Annotated in this window: 16 protein-coding genes; 8 read left to right on the plus strand and 8 right to left on the minus strand. The window is 55.8% G+C overall.

Features of this window, described 5'->3' with window-relative positions:
* Positions 1-63 precede the first annotated feature (63 nt).
* The 6 genes from ACGY09_RS25355 (at position 64) to ACGY09_RS25380 (ending at position 9,089) form a co-directional block, all read left to right on the plus strand.
* Complete coding sequence (locus ACGY09_RS25355; RefSeq protein WP_397569944.1) at positions 64-1,431, plus strand: DUF1501 domain-containing protein; 1,368 nt, start codon at positions 64-66, stop codon at positions 1,429-1,431.
* A gap of 477 nt (positions 1,432-1,908) precedes the next feature.
* Entirely contained in the window at positions 1,909-2,709 is an 801-nt protein-coding gene (locus ACGY09_RS25360) for an SDR family NAD(P)-dependent oxidoreductase (RefSeq protein ID WP_397569945.1), read from the plus strand.
* 309 nt (positions 2,710-3,018) lie between these two features.
* Positions 3,019-4,233, plus strand: a complete 1,215-nt coding sequence (locus ACGY09_RS25365; RefSeq protein WP_397569946.1) for a hypothetical protein — start codon at positions 3,019-3,021, stop codon at positions 4,231-4,233.
* 338 nt (positions 4,234-4,571) lie between these two features.
* The gene (locus ACGY09_RS25370) at positions 4,572-6,065 is read left to right on the plus strand and encodes a Gfo/Idh/MocA family protein (protein WP_397569947.1); all 1,494 of its coding nucleotides are present in this window, start codon (positions 4,572-4,574) and stop codon (positions 6,063-6,065) included.
* A gap of 118 nt (positions 6,066-6,183) precedes the next feature.
* On the plus strand, positions 6,184-7,377 hold the full coding sequence (locus ACGY09_RS25375) for a phosphatidylglycerol lysyltransferase domain-containing protein (RefSeq protein WP_397569948.1): 1,194 nt from the start codon (positions 6,184-6,186) through the stop codon (positions 7,375-7,377).
* A 245-nt stretch (positions 7,378-7,622) separates the two neighbouring features.
* Positions 7,623-9,089 (plus strand): Nramp family divalent metal transporter, encoded by a 1,467-nt coding sequence (locus tag ACGY09_RS25380; RefSeq protein ID WP_397569949.1) that lies wholly within the window; start codon positions 7,623-7,625, stop codon positions 9,087-9,089.
* Between the two features lie 171 nt (positions 9,090-9,260).
* Here the strand turns inward: ACGY09_RS25380 and ACGY09_RS25385 are convergent, their stop codons facing one another.
* The 3 genes from ACGY09_RS25385 to ACGY09_RS25395 all read right to left on the minus strand — a co-directional run bounded on the left by ACGY09_RS25385 (position 9,261) and on the right by ACGY09_RS25395 (position 12,083).
* Positions 9,261-10,289: a TIGR00730 family Rossman fold protein gene (locus ACGY09_RS25385; RefSeq protein WP_373652174.1), complete on the minus strand. Its 1,029-nt coding sequence runs from the start codon at positions 10,287-10,289 to the stop codon at positions 9,261-9,263.
* Between the two features lie 5 nt (positions 10,290-10,294).
* Positions 10,295-10,660 carry an STAS domain-containing protein gene (locus ACGY09_RS25390; protein WP_373652173.1) on the minus strand — a complete coding sequence of 122 codons (366 nt, stop codon included), beginning with the start codon at positions 10,658-10,660 and terminating at the stop codon, positions 10,295-10,297.
* 349 nt (positions 10,661-11,009) lie between these two features.
* Positions 11,010-12,083 (minus strand): SMP-30/gluconolactonase/LRE family protein, encoded by a 1,074-nt coding sequence (locus tag ACGY09_RS25395; RefSeq protein ID WP_397569950.1) that lies wholly within the window; start codon positions 12,081-12,083, stop codon positions 11,010-11,012.
* A gap of 139 nt (positions 12,084-12,222) precedes the next feature.
* On the opposite strand from ACGY09_RS25395, the gene ACGY09_RS25400 reads away from it, so the two are divergent.
* Positions 12,223-12,942, plus strand: a complete 720-nt coding sequence (locus tag ACGY09_RS25400; protein ID WP_397569951.1) for a metalloprotease — start codon at positions 12,223-12,225, stop codon at positions 12,940-12,942.
* A gap of 130 nt (positions 12,943-13,072) precedes the next feature.
* Positions 13,073-13,747, plus strand: coding sequence for a DNA alkylation repair protein (locus ACGY09_RS25405; RefSeq protein ID WP_397571910.1), 675 nt, complete (start codon positions 13,073-13,075; stop codon positions 13,745-13,747).
* Positions 13,748-13,784: 37 nt separating this feature from the next.
* Here the strand turns inward: ACGY09_RS25405 and ACGY09_RS25410 are convergent, their stop codons facing one another.
* The 5 genes from ACGY09_RS25410 to sigJ all read right to left on the minus strand — a co-directional run bounded on the left by ACGY09_RS25410 (position 13,785) and on the right by sigJ (position 17,726).
* Positions 13,785-14,666 (minus strand): RNA polymerase sigma factor, encoded by an 882-nt coding sequence (locus tag ACGY09_RS25410; RefSeq protein ID WP_397569952.1) that lies wholly within the window; start codon positions 14,664-14,666, stop codon positions 13,785-13,787.
* 217 nt (positions 14,667-14,883) lie between these two features.
* Positions 14,884-15,174 (minus strand): DUF1330 domain-containing protein, encoded by a 291-nt coding sequence (locus ACGY09_RS25415; protein WP_397569953.1) that lies wholly within the window; start codon positions 15,172-15,174, stop codon positions 14,884-14,886.
* 50 nt (positions 15,175-15,224) lie between these two features.
* On the minus strand, positions 15,225-15,977 hold the full coding sequence (locus ACGY09_RS25420; protein ID WP_397569954.1) for an SDR family NAD(P)-dependent oxidoreductase: 753 nt from the start codon (positions 15,975-15,977) through the stop codon (positions 15,225-15,227).
* A gap of 115 nt (positions 15,978-16,092) precedes the next feature.
* Entirely contained in the window at positions 16,093-16,860 is a 768-nt protein-coding gene (locus ACGY09_RS25425; protein WP_397569955.1) for an SDR family oxidoreductase, read from the minus strand.
* A gap of 23 nt (positions 16,861-16,883) precedes the next feature.
* A complete protein-coding gene (sigJ, locus tag ACGY09_RS25430; RefSeq protein WP_373652165.1) occupies positions 16,884-17,726 on the minus strand; it encodes an RNA polymerase sigma factor SigJ in 843 nt (280 codons plus the stop codon).
* Positions 17,727-17,728 lie beyond the last annotated feature (2 nt).

The raw sequence follows: 17,728 nt of genomic DNA on the forward strand, positions 1-17,728 counted from the left end.
ATCTGGTCCTCTAGACTGACGGGCGGCGATTATGTCATCCAGAACAGTGAATTGAGAGAACCGATGAAGTCATTGGATCAGGCATTGGGTCAGTGTACGCGCCGCGGCTTATTGCAGGCGGGATATTCCGGCCTGTTCGGAGTCGGTTTAACGTCGATCCTGGCCGGTCGTGAGAAAGCCGCTGCAGCCGCGGAAGGGAACTCCCATCAGAAGCCAAAATCTGTTCTTTTGGTTTTTCTCAGTGGAGCCATGAGCCATATCGACACGTTCGATATGAAACCGGAGGCTCCGCTAGAGATTCGGGGCGAGTTTAAGCCGATCGCCACATCGATACCCGGTTATTCCATCTGCGAGCATCTGCCGCAACTGGCCTCACGCGCCCACAAATACGCGGTCGTGCGGTCTTTCTCGCATGACGACAACAATCATACACAGTCAGCTCACCACATCACGACGGGTGAGAAACAACCCGGTGGCTTCTTCGACAAGAGTGCTTCTCGCGAGGACTGGCCTCACTATGCAGCGGCTTTGTCGTACCTGCAGCGAGCCCCTGAAGGACTTCCCTGTGGAGTGACGCTACCGAACTTCCTTCAGGCGGGCCCGCTTGTCTGGCCGGGTCAGCTCGCGGGATTTCTGGGAGCTTCGCACGATCCCTGGTTCGTCAACGGCGATCCTAACCAACCGGATTTTCGTGTTACGGAGCTGACGCTCGCACAGGGGATCGATGCAGCTCACCTGGGAAGGCGGCTTTCGCTGCTGGATGAAGTCAATCGCCAGCAGCGTACGTTCGACGATATTGGCCAGTCACGGCTGTTGCAAAAGAGTCAGCACATGGCTTACGACCTGCTGTCGTCCAGCCGCCTGACTCAAGCCTTCGACATGAAGAAGATCCCGGACAGCGTGCGAGATCAGTACGGCCGCAACATCGGCGGTCAGTCACTGCTGGTGGGGCGGCGGCTGATTGAGGCTGGCGTTCCCATCGTTCAGGTGAATCTGAATGGTTGGGATACTCACGACAACAATTGTGAAGGACTGAAGAATCATCTGCTGCCGCCGTTCGATCAAGGCATTTCCGCGCTGCTCGACGATATGGAGTCCCGTGGCCTGTTGCAGGAAACACTCGTCGTTGTCGTCAGCGAGTTCGGAAGAACGCCCAAGATAAACGGCACAAAGGGACGCGACCATTGGGGCCCCTGTTTCTTCGGCCTGTTCGCGGGGGCGGGCGTACAAGGGGGTCAGGTGATCGGCCGCTCGGACGCCACGGCCTCCTACCCGACGTCCCGGCGTTACACTCCCAATGACATCGGTGCCACAATTTATCAGGCACTAGGCGTCCCGCTGGAAACCGAAGTTCATGACCGCCTGGGGCGCCGTGTCCGCTTGAATACAGGCGAAGTGATCGAACCTCTTTTCACGGCCGGAAGTGTTTGAGTATCGAGACCGCCAAGCAGGAGGGCACGTCCAGTAACGGGGCGTGGTCGGGCAGGCCAGTAGACGCCAAAGTCAAGCTGGCTGATATCTTGTCTTGCGATGATCAATTTCCGCGTCGGTTTTTATCTGAGCGTGAGCGATCGAGCTAGCTGACAGGGCGTTATTCGTCCTCTTTGACAAACCCTGAAGAGAACCGGAAGATCGTGAACTTGTCCGACCTCCCATTCAGTGGGCGTTGCTGCGGCAGAAGTTAAGCGACTTCGACGAGGGCACGGCTTCACGAGATAGGGCATGTGTTCAATCGCGCGGTCGCCACGAGCAGGCCGGGGGCAAAATCCGCAGAAGTTGTTGCCGAGACCTGCCAGGTCACTGCGGGAACCGCAGGGCATCGACGGAACTTGTCCCCCCTTCTCACTTCAATGAGGGTGTCGTTTTTACAGAAGCGTTGTTGTGAATTGACAGGAGCGAGCGAAGTCGATGTTTCAATATCAGGGAAAGACAGCGCTGATCACAGGGGCGTCATCGGGGATCGGAAAAGAGTTTGCAAAGGCTCTTGCGGCCAAGGGGATGTCGGTCATTCTGGTTTCTCGCTCAGAAGAAGCACTGCAGAAACTCGCCACGGAAATCACGGGCCTTTATCCGGTCCAGGCAACCGTGATTTCTGCTGATCTGAGCCAGCCCGACGCCACCTCCCGAATCGTGAGTGCGGTGACCGAACGAGATCTTTCCGTCGATCTGCTGATCAACAACGCCGGATTTATGACACATGGGCATTTCGAAGCGATCGATCCGCAGCGGGATCACGACGAAGTGATGGTGAACGTCGCGGCCGTGGCCTCACTGACGCACGCATTCCTCCCTGGAATGCTGAATCGCAAGCAAGGGGCAGTAATCAATGTCGCCTCCGTCGCGGGATTCCAACCGATTCCGTTCCTCGCTGTTTATGCCGCCAGCAAGGCCTTTGTCATTTCGTTCTCGATCGGGCTCTGGGAAGAATGTCGTGACAGAAACGTCTGCGTGATGGCACTGTGTCCCGGAACCACTGCGACAGAACTCTTTGACCGAGCCGTTGCGCCGGAAGCAGCACTGGGTAAGCCCCGAACGGCGGCCGACGTTGTCAAGACTGCATTGGCGGGCCTCGATCGGAAACGCAGTCTGGTTGTTGATGGCTTGAAGAATTCGTTGCTCAGTCATGGTCCGCGTCTGATTCCGCGCTGGTTCGCAGCGCAATGCGCGGGAAAAGCAGTCCGTCCCCGTAAGGCAAAAGGGATTAGCTGAGATTACTCTCTGGTCGGGCAGGCCGAGGATGGGGGAATGAGGTGAGTTGCTTCCAGATTCGCACCGCGTGGTTCGTCTGAGACGGGTCGAGGCGACAGCGGGGAATTTCCGCCGAGAGGCATGCTGTCTGGTAGTCGCTGAGACTGCTTGTCTGCAGGCAGAGCGGGTGGCTTACCTGTGTCAGGCATACGCAGAGTTCGGAGAGCCTCACGCGAGGGTTCGGAGAGACTCGCATTGACCGAATTTTGATGACTTGCTACGGTCCGACCCTCTCCCCCAAGTCCTGTCAATTTTTCACAAGTCAATCACATGGTTCCTCACCGGATTCCTGGCGCAGTTGCTGCGCGGTGGATTGTCGCTTTGCTTTTGTGTGCCGGATTCTTCCGTCTGGCTGCACGGGCAGAGCTCTTCGCCGCTTCCGCCGACGACGACGAGCCGCGCGAGCGACTTGTGATGCTAACCACAGGGAGAATTCTCTCGGGCATCGTCAGTCGAAATGGTGGTGGATATCTCGTCGAACAACCTAACGGGCGGCTTCAGATCGGGAACGACGAAGTGCAGTTCGTTGTGGACAACCTCAACGAAGGATATCGCAAACTTCGCGACAGTGTCGTGCATCCTACACCCGCTACGCATATCGACCTCGCAACGTGGTGTGTTTCTCATCGGCTGTACGATGAAGCTCAGGATGAGCTCAAAAAATGTTTGAAAGCCGATCCTGAGAATGAACAGGCCCGGCGGTTTCTGCAGCGTCTGACGGATACCATTCGGATCAATACCCCTCCCAAGGGACTTCCGACAACGTCACCGCGAAAATCATCAGAAGGATTTTTGCAACCGGCTGCCGAGTCACTGGGCGGGTTGTCCAAGGAGTCGGCGACTCTCTTTACCTCCCGCATTCAGCCTCTGCTGCTGAATAAGTGTGGAAATGCTTCCTGCCATGGCGTGACCACTGCCAGCGAGTTTCGTCTATACCCGGCCCGGATCGGCGGCAATGGCTCGCGTCAGACGACCGAGAAAAATCTGGCAGAGGTTCTGAAGCAACTGGATCTGGACGATGTCGCTCGCAGCCCTTTGCTGGAACCGACTCGAGCCAGCCACGGGGGACGGGGAACGATTTTCGTCGGACCCGCCGCTGCGGAACAGATGAAACTTCTGAAAGCCTGGGCCGCTGCTGTCGCCAGAGAGAAAAATCCCGACGCGCGTGACAGCGATCAGCCTGCTTCCATGGCAGGATTCAAGTCGAAAAGAAGATCCACTAAACGAATTGCTCAGGTCGTTCATGAAGCCGACGTATTGAAATCTTCATCCGTGAGCGATGACGTTTCCGAAGACGATGACGATGTAGCACCAGCAGCAGCGACAGATCTGGAGGTCGAAGGAGACTCTTCGGAATCACTTGCTTCCAAAGGGACACGGCCCCGTGAATTAGGAGCAGAGTCGAGCGAAGCAAAAGCGACTCCCCTGAAGCCGTTCGATGCGTTTGACCCTGAAATCTTCAATCGCAACTTTCGTCGACCATAGAAACCGCGGATCGGCCCGAACCGAACCGTTAATCCACTGAAAGGACTCAAAATGACGCGGCAGCAACCTCGACGAATTGCACACTTCCTGCGGGCACAGCGCTGGATTCCTCTTTGTTTGGTGCTGGTTTGCCTTGCCGGTTGTCAGTCGATGTCGGGGGGCAAATCGAAACAGAAAGACCCTTTCGCAGAGGACAAGTTTTCCTGCGGCGAACTTCACTCGTCCAAGGTGAGATGAGCGATTTCGTCAGGTTGCGGGTTGCATCAGTCGACGCTTAAACTATCCACTTAGCGAATTGCTGAATTGACCCTTTCGCATTTCCCAAGAGGATCGCAACGATGACGAATGTTTCGCGCCGTGAGTTTCTTGAAAAGTCGATGTTTGCCACAGCCGCGATGACGCTGGCGGGTTCGGCTTCCACCAGGTGCTTCGCCCAGGGCGATGCACCCAAGGGCGAGAAACTTCGAGTTGCCGTGGTAGGCATCAAGGGGCGCGGTGGTGCGCACCTGGCTGGATTCGGCGAACGAGACGATTGTCAGATCGTTGCCCTGGTTGATGTCGACGAAACGGTGCTCAATAACCGTGCCGACGAAATCGAGAAAAAGACCGGTCATCGCCCGGCCGTCTTCAGCGATATGCGAAAGTGTTTTGAAGACAAGAGTATCGACATCGTGTCGATCGCCACCCCCAATCATTGGCACTCACTCGCTGCGATCTGGGCCATTCAGGCCGGAAAAGACGTCTACGTCGAAAAGCCGGTCAGTCACAATGTCAGCGAGGGACGCCGCGTTGTCGAGGCTGCCCGGAAGTACGGACGGATCGTCCAGACGGGAACTCAGAGCCGTTCCAACCCCGGGATGCGTGAGGCGATTGACTTCATCCACCGTGGGGGGATTGGAGAAGTCAAACTGGCTCGCGGGCTGTGCTACAAGCCCCGTGGTTCGATCGGTCCAAAAGGAAACTACGATATTCCTGCCAGCGTCGACTACGATTTGTGGTCCGGTCCGGCCGAAATCAAACCACTCGACCGCAAGTCACTGCACTACGATTGGCACTGGATGTGGGATTACGGCAACGGAGATCTCGGGAATCAAGGGATTCACCAGATGGATATCGCTCGCTGGGGTCTTGGCGAAGCGAACATCGGGAATAGCGTTTTGAGCTACGGCGGTCGACTGGGCTATGAAGATGCGGGCGAAACGGCCAATACGCAGGTTTCGATCCACGAATTCGCCAATGGAAAACGCCTCGTCTTTGAAGTGCGTGGACTGAAGACCGAAAAATACGGGTATCCTTACGAAGAAGGTGGGGAAAAGAAGATGACAGACGCCAGTGTCGGTGTCATCTTCTACGGAACCGAAGGGATCATGGTTGTTCCCAGCTACAACGGCGGTGTTGTGCTGAACCTGGAAGGAAAACCAACCGGAATTAAGTTCCAGGGGGGCAATGACCGGTTCCATTTCGCCAACTTCATCGATGCCGTGCGCAGCCGAAAACACGAAGACTTGAACGCAGACATCGAGGAGGGCCATTTCTCTAGTGCCATGTGCCACGTCGGTAACATTTCTTACCGACTTGGTTCGCCGCACACCGTTAAGGAACTGGCTGGCCAATTGAGTGGCGATTCGGAAGCGCTGGAAACACTCGATCGGTTCCGACAGCATCTGATCGACAACAAGATCGACACTGAGACCACCAAGATCACGGTTGGTCCTCGGCTGTCAATCACGCCTGAAGAGACCTTTACGGGACCTCATGCCGATGAGGCGAACAAGATGCTGACCCGGGAATATCGGTCACCTTATATCGTTCCCAGAACGGAAGACCTTTGAAATTCGTTTCGGCGATCTTTGGTTGAAGATCTCGATCTGGGAAGTCCATCGAACGTGATGTCGGGCGCGAGTCCGGCATCCGTTCGTTTATTACCACATCGGTAAGGAACACTGGATCTTGACTCAACTCTCCTGCGAACTGCATACGCCAGTGAATCAACGGGGGCGCCTGGAAGAGATCGCGTTTCAATACGGTCAGGCGTATGACAGCTATCTCGCCACAGAAGGGCGCCTCAGGCAATTCTGGCTGAGAAACGGTTCCGCAGTCATCGTGTACGTCCGGTTAGGTAGTTTCGTACATGTTCAGGGAGGGCTTCTCGGGCCCGCATCACAACACCCTGCTCTGTTAAACGAATTCAAGGCATTCCTCGAGCGGAAGCGGTATCAGGCGACGTTTTACAACGTCGCGGATTCGAACCTTGAACTCTTCCGAAGATCTGGTTTTCAAGTCACCAAGTGGGGCGAAGAACCAATCCTCGATCTTCCCGGCTTGACATGGGGGGGAGGTGATTTTGAGTGGGTTCGGCGACAATCCAATTTCTGTCGGCGGAAGGGGCTGTCGGTCATCGAGTGTTGCCACGACAGCTTTACGCCTTCGGCATGGGCCGAATTGCTGAGAGAGGTTCAATCGATTGCAGACGAATGCCTGTCGATCAAGCCGCAGCGAAGCGACGTGACGTTCTTTAATGGAAGTGTGACGCCACAAAGTTGGGGCCGCCGCCGCCTCTTCGTCGCTCGATCAGATCACGGGGTGGGGCGAATCGAAGGTTTTCTCATTTGTCTCCCCTACGACGCCGGCAAGCAATACGCCATCGATACATATCGTCGGCGGCTGGATGCACCCCGGGGAGTGGTCCCCTTTCTGATGCAGCAGGCTGTTGAACATCTGAAGCAAGAAGGGGTGCGGGCCGTTTCGCTATGCCTGTGTCCGGCTGTACGGACCGAGAAACTGGAAGGGGATAGCTGGATCATCCGGCGCTGTCTTCAATTTGGTTTCAACTACGCGTCTCTCTTTTTCGACATGCCGGGCGAATACCACTTTAAGAGTCGGTTCCGACCTCGATTTGTTCCTCGTTACATCTGTCACTGGCCCGAAGCATCCGTCTGGTCAATGTGCTCCCTCATCCAGCTTTCCGGGGCACTTAATCTCGACTTGAACCGCCTGGCGGGGATTCTCTGGCGTCGACTGGTTCGGCCTGTCACACGTAGGAACCTGTCGACTCCAGAGAAGCAGCAACAACCGAATCCAGCTCCCGGTTCGGGGAACCTTTCCCCTCTCGATTCCGCTGTCGGCAAACTTTCTGCCGAGTGAGAAAAACCGGTCTTTCGACGTCGAAAGGAAGCGTCGAGTGCGCATCCATGGCTTCACGACTGCAGGGGGCCTGTTGATCTGGTCAGTTCGCAATCGTGGGCTCGCGAAATGACCGCTTCCGTTGCCTTCAGTCTGATAAATCGTCGCTTGCAATCGGGCAGATGACTGGGATTGCGATCATCCGATCGGTAAAGTCTTGCACGTTAATTCAGACTGCGCGAAGGCAAACTGGAGGCAACTACCCCGTGAATTCCGAGACATCGCAAGACGGACGTATCGACGAGATCAATCCAGGGTGCCTGCCCGCCTGGGAACGGGCCGACCTGCCTGAACCGTTGCCATTCGGTCTCGTCAATCTTTTTCGGACAATTGGTCCGGGAGCCATTCTTCTCGCCGCAGCCATTGGAGGGGGTGAATGGATCGCCGGGCCCCTGGCCACGAAAGAGTTCGGCCGGGGAATTCTGTGGATTGCCACTGTAGCCGTCATTCTCCAGACGATATTCAACCTCGAAGCCGTGCGGTACACGCTTTATACCGGCGAACCGATTGTTACCGGCTTTATGCGGCTTCAGCCTGGAAAGCTGTTCTGGGGGTGGTTCTACATTCTGATTGGTGTCGCGCAGCTTGCCACCCCCGCCCTGGCGGCGGCATGCGGAGCAGTCTTATTCGCTGCGATCATGGGACGATTACCCAACGGCCCAAATGACGTGTGGATTCAGCACATGATCTCCACCGGTGTCATCGTCCTCGCTGTCTTGCTCCTGCTGTCAGGAGAATCGATCGAGCGAGTTCTGGAGCGATTGTCGTGGATGATGATCGTCTTCATTTTCAGCTTTCTCATCGTCGTCAACGCGATATTTGTACCTGTGTCAGAATCGGTGGCGACGGTTCAAGGCTTTGTGGGGCTGCAACCACGAAACAATAATGTGGACCTGGTGCTGCTGGCGACGTTCGCGGCGACGGCGGGATCAGGAGGGCTCGGTAATCTCGCGATCTCCAACTGGTTCCGCGATAAGGGATTTGGAATGGGGGCCCTGTCGGGAATGTTCGGCAGTGCTCTCGCTGGCGAACATGGCGGGGTCAAACCGATTGGAACAACATTCCCCGTCACGACGGAGAACCTTCGCCGGTGGAAGGTTTGGTGGCGGTATTCGGTACTCGACCAGGTCGCATTGTGGGCGTTCGGATGTCTGCTGGGCATGTTTCTCAATGTCAACCTGGCTGCTGCACTCATTCCCGCAGATGCTGAGCTTCCCGGGATGGCAGCCGGCACCTTCCAGGCGCATTATATGGCCGAGAAGCTCTGGTCCGGGTTCTGGTACCTTGCACTGCTGAATGGGTTCTGGATTCTCTTTTCCACGCACCTGGGCAACACCGATGTGCTGGTCCGCATGGTCTCTGACATCAGTCTTGTTGCGTTTCCGCGGGTACGTCAGTGGCCAGCCAGCCGGGTCTATGCGGTTCTGTTGCTTGTTTTGACTGCGTGGGCCTTGTTCGCCGTTCGCGTCGGAACGGTACTGCAACTGTTTGAGGTGCTCGGTGTCATCGCCTGTCCGATCATGGCGATCGCGGCACTGCAGATTCTGCGAGTGAATACGCGTTTTCTACCAAAAGAATTACGTCCGGCGATGTGGCGGCGGATCGGGCTGCTCCTCTGTTCGCTCGCCTATGGTGGGCTCACGGTCGCCTTGATCATGAAGCAGTTCCGCTAGTCCCGGACGCCTGACCATGGTGACGGAGCAACGCACGGCACCATCCGGCCTATCGGTACGTGACCGCAGGAGCGAGAAACGATTCAGGCCCGAAATGACCGCAAGGCATTTCGGGCCTGATCGTGTAAGGCGCACGTGCAAACCGTTAAATCACCTGAGGGATGAGTTCAATCAGGGTTCTTGATTGATGACGTCAATCATCTCTCGCAAGCGGGCCGAGTCACGGCGGTTGAATCGCAAAGCGATTCGGGGGAGGTCACGTGTGTCGGTGTCCTCCATTTCAAACGAATGCGTATCTGTCCGTTCAATCTTCCCGCCGAACACAATGTCCGAGAACTCGTCGTTGAGTCGAGTCAGCAAATCATCGGTCACCGGCTTTCGTACTCGCAGTACCAGTACATCGCGAATGTACCGCATGCTGTCGTAATTCCGGTAGAAGTTGGCGACTTCCTGAACAGCGACGTTGACGTCATCCGTCAGCTTCACGAGTGACAGATCACGAGGACTGATTAACTGTCGGTCCAGCAGTTCCGTCCGCACGAACTCGAGCCAGTTGGACCAGTAGGTCCCTCCAGGATGTTCGACGCAGATGATCGGCATCATGTCTCGTTTGCCGGTTTGAACCAGCGTCAGGACTTCAAACAGCTCATCCATTGTTCCAAAGCCACCGGGGAACAGCACCACAGCGTGGACTTCTTTCACAAACATCAGCTTCCGCGTGAAGAAGTAGCGAAAGGTGACGAGTTTGGAATCTTTGTTGATGACGGGATTCGCTTCCTGTTCGAAGGGAAGCATGATGTTCACCCCCATCGACATGGCGGTCCCTGCACCGATATGGGCTCCTTCCATGATTCCGCCCCCTGCCCCTGTGACGACCATCCAGCCCAGGTCGGCCATTTGCTTGCCGAATTCGAGGGCGTCCTGGAAGTCCGGGTGAGACGGTGGAGTGCGTGCAGAGCCGAACACCGTGACTTTTCTCACGTTGCGGTAAGGGGTGAAAACTTTAAAGGCGTACCGGAGTTCTTTCAGTGCGCGACTGAGAATCTTCAGGTCACCGCGTGACGCCTGATCGCGATTTAACTTGTCGGCCGTCTCTTTAATCTCTGCGACCAATGTCGCTCGAGCGTCGGCTTCGTAACTCTCGTTGACAAGGGGCGCAACCGGATCCGGCCCGATTGGCGATGTAGAATCAGAACTCATAAAAATTATCCATCAACAGCATCTAAAGCTTCCTGGCGCGTCTGATACACGGCCCAGACTGTATCGAGACGGGTCAGCGCCAGTAGTTCCCGCAACATTTGACTGGCACCGCTGAGGACCATTTCGCCACTGCGTGCTTTGACTGCTTTATGGCAACGTAAAAGAAATGACATGAAGACAGAACTGCAACTGGGGACGCCGGCCAGGTCGATTACCAGCATGGGGGACTCATGAGCTTCGATTAAGCGCGTCATCATGTCTGCCGCTTCGGAAAGAAGGTCCGAAGTGAAGCTGTTGATGTCACCAAAGGGAGAGATAATGATCGTCCCTCCCGATGTCTCTACACGAAACACATCGCTCGCGGCGCCCATGTGCGATCCCTCTTCTCTGTCGTTCTAGACTCCATCCCTGGCGAGACATCTCACCGCCAATGGATGTTATCGTCGAATCACTGTCGGACAACAAGTGTGGTGCGACGAGGGCGCTGACTGCAGTCATGTCAACGCGCTGAAAGAGCGATCTGAACGGCATCTCCGTGCCTATCGGCCACAGCCTTGGCGCACCCTCCCCGCAAAGGTCCCGATGAGACGCATTTCCTCGAGGGGAAGTTCCCCACTTAAGAAAAAAATTTGGGAAGACCCCTCGGGCAGTCTCAATGAGTTACGGGGGCGATCACGCCAACGGCAGCGGCAGACAGTTACTCACGAGCAAGGGATCGATCTAGCGGGCGGGCAACTGGTAACCAGCTCGATTGACCCGAATTCGGTAGAGGCTGGTACCGGCCGTAATATAAAGCGTTTTTGCCTCGTTCCCCCGTCCGAAGCCGACGTTTGTAGGAACCTCGGTGGGGATGTAGGCAAGTTCTTTCCCTTCCGGATTGTAGACACAGATTCCCGGACGGTTTTCGGCACGGACTGCGACGTAGAGATTTCCGTCCTGATCCACGACCATTCCATCTGGTCCGTCATAAGGAGCGTAGTCAACCAGCGTCTTACGAAACTTGGCCGTTCCGTCTTCTGAAAGGTCATAAGCGAGCAGCGCCATCGAGCCTTTGCGGAGTGCGACTTTTTCGGTCGACACGTCACCCTTCCCTGCCCCTTCAACAGCGAACGAGCCGTTGTCATTGGTGACCACGTACAATGTCTTTTGATCGGGTGAGACGGCTACGCCGTTCGGCTTTCCGGCGTCGGTGATGATGCGGTGCACTGAGCCATCAAGATCGATCCGGTAGACGGACATAATCGACTGCTCTACCGGTTCGTGACCGACGTACCGTGGATCGCTGAAGTAAATTCGACCTTTTTCGTCGATCGTGACGTCATTCGGTGAATTGAACGGGCGACCGGCGTAACTCGACGCAATGATGAAACTTTTGCCCGTCTTCATGTCTGTCCGGATCACACGTCGACCGCCGTAGTCAGCTCCTTCAGCAATGATCATGTTTCCCTGAGCATCGAACTTGATACCGTTGGACATGCCGCTGGGTGAGCGGAAAATGGTGGTCTTCCCCGTCGAGGGATCAAGTTTCCAGATGTAGCCGGCGGCAATCGCCCCCTTCTCATCGCGAGAAATGTGTGAGAAAGTGATCTCGCTGAAATAGACCGTTCCGTCCGGTGCCACACTGACTCCTTCCGTCAGCGCCTTTCCTTCAAAGAGTTTCTCTAACTTGGCGTCGGCGGGGACGATCGGTTCGGCGGCACAGGCTCGCCCGGCAAAATCGCAACGGCCCATAAATAATGTGGCCGCGAAAACGCTTCTGATACAAATCGAGAACAGAACCTGATGGAATCGCATCGGTCTTTCCTTCGGATGTTGAGTCATGTGGAAGTGCGGGCCGGAATCATGGCACTGCCATCCTAGCGTCCGATAGCGGTTTGCCTCAATTGTCGCTGCGGCTAGAATCCCCGTCGACAAGCAGAATTCTCTTTAGGAAATGACCTACCTCATGTTTGGAATCGGCGCTACACCCTTTGACGTGCGACTTGTGGCATTTGGGATTCCAATTCGTGTTCATCCCACATTCTGGCTGGGAACAATTCTGTTTGGTTCCGAACTGCCAACCAACCAGTTGATCTTCATCTGGGTCTGCACCGCCTTCGTCTCCATCCTGGTTCACGAATTGGGACACGCGCTGACAGCCGAATCGTTCGGTTGGCCCACCGAGATCGTGATGTTCTTCGGTGGCGGGGTAGCCCTCTCCCAGCAAACTCGTCGTTATTCTCTCTGGAAGTCGATCGCCGTTTCGCTCATGGGACCGATCGCAGGATTTCTGCTTCTCGGTGTCTTGATACTGGCCGAAAAGATCATGCACGTGTCGCACCGTGAAGTCCTGTATCATCTGCAATTCGAGCCGCTGCCGGACACCGCGGATTTCTACTTCAAATCGGTTCTCTATTTCCTGTGGATCCAGAACCTGTATTGGGGCCTGTTCAATCTGATCCCGGTGTTGCCGCTGGACGGAGGACATGTGCTGGAATCCCTTTGCATCGCGATGCGATTCCGGGATCCGACCGGTATCGCGCTGAAAGTCGGGGCGGTGGCTTCCGGTATCGCAGCGTATCTCTTCTTTACCAAGTTTGATTTTATGCTGCCGGGCATGCTGATGCTCATTCTGTGCATCCAGAGCATCAGTGCACTTCAGTCGCGGCAGTAATGTGGGGCATGTGCTGGTCTGAATGACGACGTGGCGCAGCAGGTGCGTGGGGGTAGGTGCTATCGGGCAAAACAGGGTATGCTGCCACGTGATCCTTCCCCTGGTACTCGATGGAGAACCGCTCGTGAGCATGGACATCAGCGACGTCCTCGCGCAATTGAAATCGATGGGTGATGAGGCCCGTCGTGCCCATAACAAGAAGAATGGGGCTCCCGATAATCAATTCGGGGTGAAGCTTGGCGATATTCGAGCGATCGCGAAGAAGATCAAAACTGACCACGAGCTTGGGCTTCAGTTGTGGGAGACCGGAAATGTGGATGCGCAACTTCTCGCGACGCTCATCATGAAGCCCAAGTCAATCTCCATGAGTGAACTCGATCGCCTGACCCGATCCGTCACCTGTTCGCAAGTGGCCGACTGGCTGAATGCCTATATCGTCCCGGAACATCCCGACAAGGAAAAACTGCGTCTCAAGTGGATGACGGCCAAAGACCCCTGGGCCGCCCGCGCCGGATGGAATCTCACTGCCAGCCGGATCAACAAAAGAACCGCCGACTTCGACCTCACGGCCTTGCTCGACCGAATCGAGAAAGAACTGCCGAAAGCCCGGCCCGAGGTTCAGTGGACGATGAACAACACGCTGGCGGCGATCGGCATTCATCACGCCGATCTTCGCAGTCGTACCATCGTCATCGGTGAAAAAATTGGACTCTACAGCGATTGGCCGGTCTCGAAAGGCTGCACCCCGCCGTATGTTCCTGTCTGGGTTGATTTCATGGTGAAGCGGCAGTTGGCAGGAGAATGACCGGTCCGCGCCGGGATCCCTAAAGGTGTTCCCATCCTCAATTGAGGTTCAGGGTGTCGCAAAGCTCGCTGGTTACCAAAAACTTGCGCAGCCAGTCGATTTGGCTTTTCGGCTCAAGAAACGGCTGACTGCGGAACAGTTCTGCAGATAGCTGCTCAACTGCAGAATCGATGACTTGGGCCGTTGCGTCGGCGGCATCTCGAATTTGCTGAGCCCGAAACGGTACGAACTGAAGCCTATTCGGATCGACGTGACCCGCCTCGATGAAGCCCCTTGTCTTCTTGGGACAGCGACAGGGATTGGATGCATTGACCAGTCCACACTGGCGATTCATGAAGTGATAGAGATCGCGGCGTGCACGAGACAGACATTGCCGAAAATTGGCGGGGGTTAATTCCAGAATTTCACCGCCGACCTGATCGCTCACGCCGAAGATTTCTCCCAGGGTGAACACCAGGCGCTGATGTCGATCCAGGCAGAGCAGCATTCCCGTGGTGCACGCCAGCTTCGCCTCTTCGACCAGCAGAGGCACATCCACCGGCACGTTCTCCGGGTCAGGAAGATCCAGATCGGGAACCTCGTTAATCGCAGCTGCATAGCTTGAAAACGTCTGCGTCGGAAGCTCCGCTCCCCGTCGCTTCATGTTCAGGATGTGGTTCGTCGTGATCTGGTAAAGCCACGTCCGAAATCGACTCTTCCCCCGAAAGGTACTCAGGTGCGTCAGAATTTTGATGAGGACTTCCTGTGTTACTTCTTCTGCGTCCTGCGGGTGAAAGACCATCCGCACGGCGATGTTGTAGATCCAGGCCTGATGGCGAAGGACCAGCTTCTCCAGCGACGATCGACTTCCACTTATTGCCTGTTGGATCAGGTCCTCATCGGTCGATTCGTCGACGACTTCCGCAAAAGGATTATGCAAGGCTTTGTTTTCCTGATGGTGAGGAGATCAGATTGCGTGGCAGGTCTAAGGCGACCTTGTTTGAGGCTTTGGCCGTTCGAATTCGCTGCCCGACATTGACGCTCAATGAAGTTACTCGACGTGACATCCTCGGTCTGTCATTTCTCGACTGGCCCCTCTTCCTGGGGCAACAGGGGAAACCGGGTGGAAGACTGCGGAGGGTTTCACGCGACCCTCATTACTGCACGCCTTCTACGATCACTCCTCGATAAATTGCCCCGCGATGTCTGTGCTTAGCTACCTCCTGGTAGGCGGGACTTTCGTACCATGTCCGCGCCTCCGACATCGATGGAAATTCGGCGATGACGACCCCTTCCACGTCGGGGCCCTCCAGTGATTGATGCGGACCGTACGCTGCGAGAACCTTCAGCGGGACCCCTTCGAGCGTGGTCGCGACCTTACTCCAGTAGGCTTCCAATTCAGTCTGATCGAGCGTTTTCTCTCGAGTGAACACGATGTAGGCTGGCATGTCGGTCGTCCTTACAAGAATGGGATGCAGGATTAAGTTGATTGGTCGGGTCACAGACCGCCGGAAGCCGTGATATGCTCTCCCGTCAACCAAGCGGCGTCTTCGGACGCGAGAAAGGCGACGACCCGTGCGATGTCTTCCGGCGTGCCGATACGCCCCAGGGGCGTCATGGCGATAAGTTCTTTTTCGAAGTCGCTTCCGGTTCCGTACATCCCCGCCTGACGCGTTCCTTCGCTCAATGTGGCGCCGGGGTTCACAGAGTTCACCCGGATGTTTCTTGAAGCGAGTTCCTTCGCCAGGACTCCCGTCACCGCATCCAGGCCAGCTTTTGCGGCACTGTAGATCACATATCCAGGGATGTACGACGTGGAGGCCCTTGAGCCGATGTTGATGATGCTTCCCCCTTGATCCGTGAACAGACGAAGAGGCTCACGAATCGTCAGCAACGGCCCGAGTACGTTCACACTGGTTTGGCGAAGAAATTCTTCGGCGGTCAGCGCCTCGATCGGCATGCTCCGATAGACGCCGGCGTTGTTCACCAGAATATCAAGTCTTCCATAAGCATCCCTCACTTGATCGAACATACGTATGACATCGCTTTCACGAGCGAGATCACACTGGGCCGCCCGTGAACTTCCTCCCGCTCGGGTAATCGCCTGTACGACGGCGTCAGCCCCCTCCTTGTCAGTCGCGTAGTTCACCACGACCGACGCCCCCTGGCGAGCGAGTTCGTTCGCAATTCCCGCACCGATCCCCTTGGACGCACCTGTAACGAGTGCGATTTTTCCGCGTAGCTTCGACATGAATTTGTCCTCCTGCCCACTTCGACACGCGGACAGGAGGACTGTGACAAAAGAATGCTGGATTTTTCAGGAATGATGGGCAGGGTTTCGCATTCCGTGTTGCTGGAGTTCAAACCTACTTCGTCGCAAACTCCAGCTTCGTTTGGCGGTTTTGCCATTCATCGAAGTTAGTACGTCCAATGCGCTCCGTCGTTTCAGGAACCAAACCAAGTTGATCGAGGTGTGCGCCGAAGTATCCCGAGTGATCATCCCGAATCACGGTCCGGTTATCGCCGTTACTGAGGAGGTATCGCTCAATAAATTCGGCAATGGAAAGCGATTCGGGGCCTGCCAGATCACAAATTCGATTTGCAGCAGGGCCTGTCGCAATGTCTGCGAGGGTTTCCGCGACATCATTCGCTGCAACCGGCTGCATCGGTGCGCTCGGTAACCGAATCACGCGATCTGCCGTGCTTTGATCGGCGATGGTCCCCAGAAACTCGAAGAACTGTGTGGTTCGCAGAATCGTAAAAGGGATGGGGCTCGATTGGATCAATTTTTCTTGAGCCACTTTGGCCCGCATGTAGGCACTGTCACGGATCCGATCAGCTCCGACGACCGAAAGTGCCACATGGTGAGTGACCCCGGCTCGAGCTTCTGCCGCAAGCAGATTCCGCGTGGAAACAGTGAAGAACTGCATGACATCATCCTCCTCAAACGAGGGGGAGTTTGAAACATCGATGACGACGGTCGCCCCGTTGAGTGCTTCATCGAGTCCTTGACCACTTAGCGTATTCACCCCTGTCGATGGTGACGCAGGCTGTGCGTCATGACCTTGATCACGAAGCAAAGGAATCAGTCTTCTTCCGATGAGGCCGCTGCCTCCCACAACGATAATTTTCATGTCTTTCTCCTGGTTGGAATTCGTTATTGAATTTGAGCCGTCTCCCAGCGGGCAAGTTTGTCCGGGTTGACGGTGATGTAGACGGCCTGAACAGCCTCATCGATTTGCAGGGACAACACCGAGACAATGTTTTCGCTATCCCGAAAGACGAGTCCGGGTTCGCCATTCACCGTGGTAGAGTGAACGTTCTGCATCCACCGTTTGCGGAAGACACCGATCAGGAACCGAGCAACCGGATTGCGGCCTCGAATGACCACTCGTGCGGCTGACACTTTTCCTCCCCCGTCGGAATGGATTTCGGCATTCTCGAATAACATCGCCTCGACAGCTTTGACATCCCCTGTCCGACAGGCGTCGATAAATCGGGTTGCGAGTTCGTCCGCTTTGGCCTGTTTCACGGCGTACCGTTTATTGCCATCCAGTCCCAATCGGCTCCGTGCCCTGCTGACGAGTTGCCGAACTGCGTCCTCGGATTTTCCCAGGACCTCGGCCAGTTCAAAGTACTCGTAGTCGAAAACGACTCTCAACAGAAACGCGGCCCGTTCGTCGGGAGTCAGACGTTCAAGCAGTAGCAGGAAGGCCTGACTTAATGACTCCGCCAGGACCGAGTCCGATTGCTCGAAGCGTGTTGCGACAGGTTCGGGAACCCAGGGTCCGACGTAGGCGCGTCGTTTCCTGTCGCGTAGGCGATCAATGCAAAGATGAGTTGTCGTCCTGATCAGAAACCCTTCGGCCGACGACACGCCCCCTGCTGTTTGATAACGCAGAAAGGCGTCCTGCACGGCGTCCTCGGCATCGGCCACACTTCCGAGCATGCGGTATGCTATCGACATTAACCGCGAACGAAGCTCATTCATTTCAGTCATGC

Source organism: Schlesneria sphaerica (assembly GCF_044336245.1).
Classification (GTDB): Bacteria; Planctomycetota; Planctomycetia; order Planctomycetales; family Planctomycetaceae; genus Schlesneria; species Schlesneria sphaerica.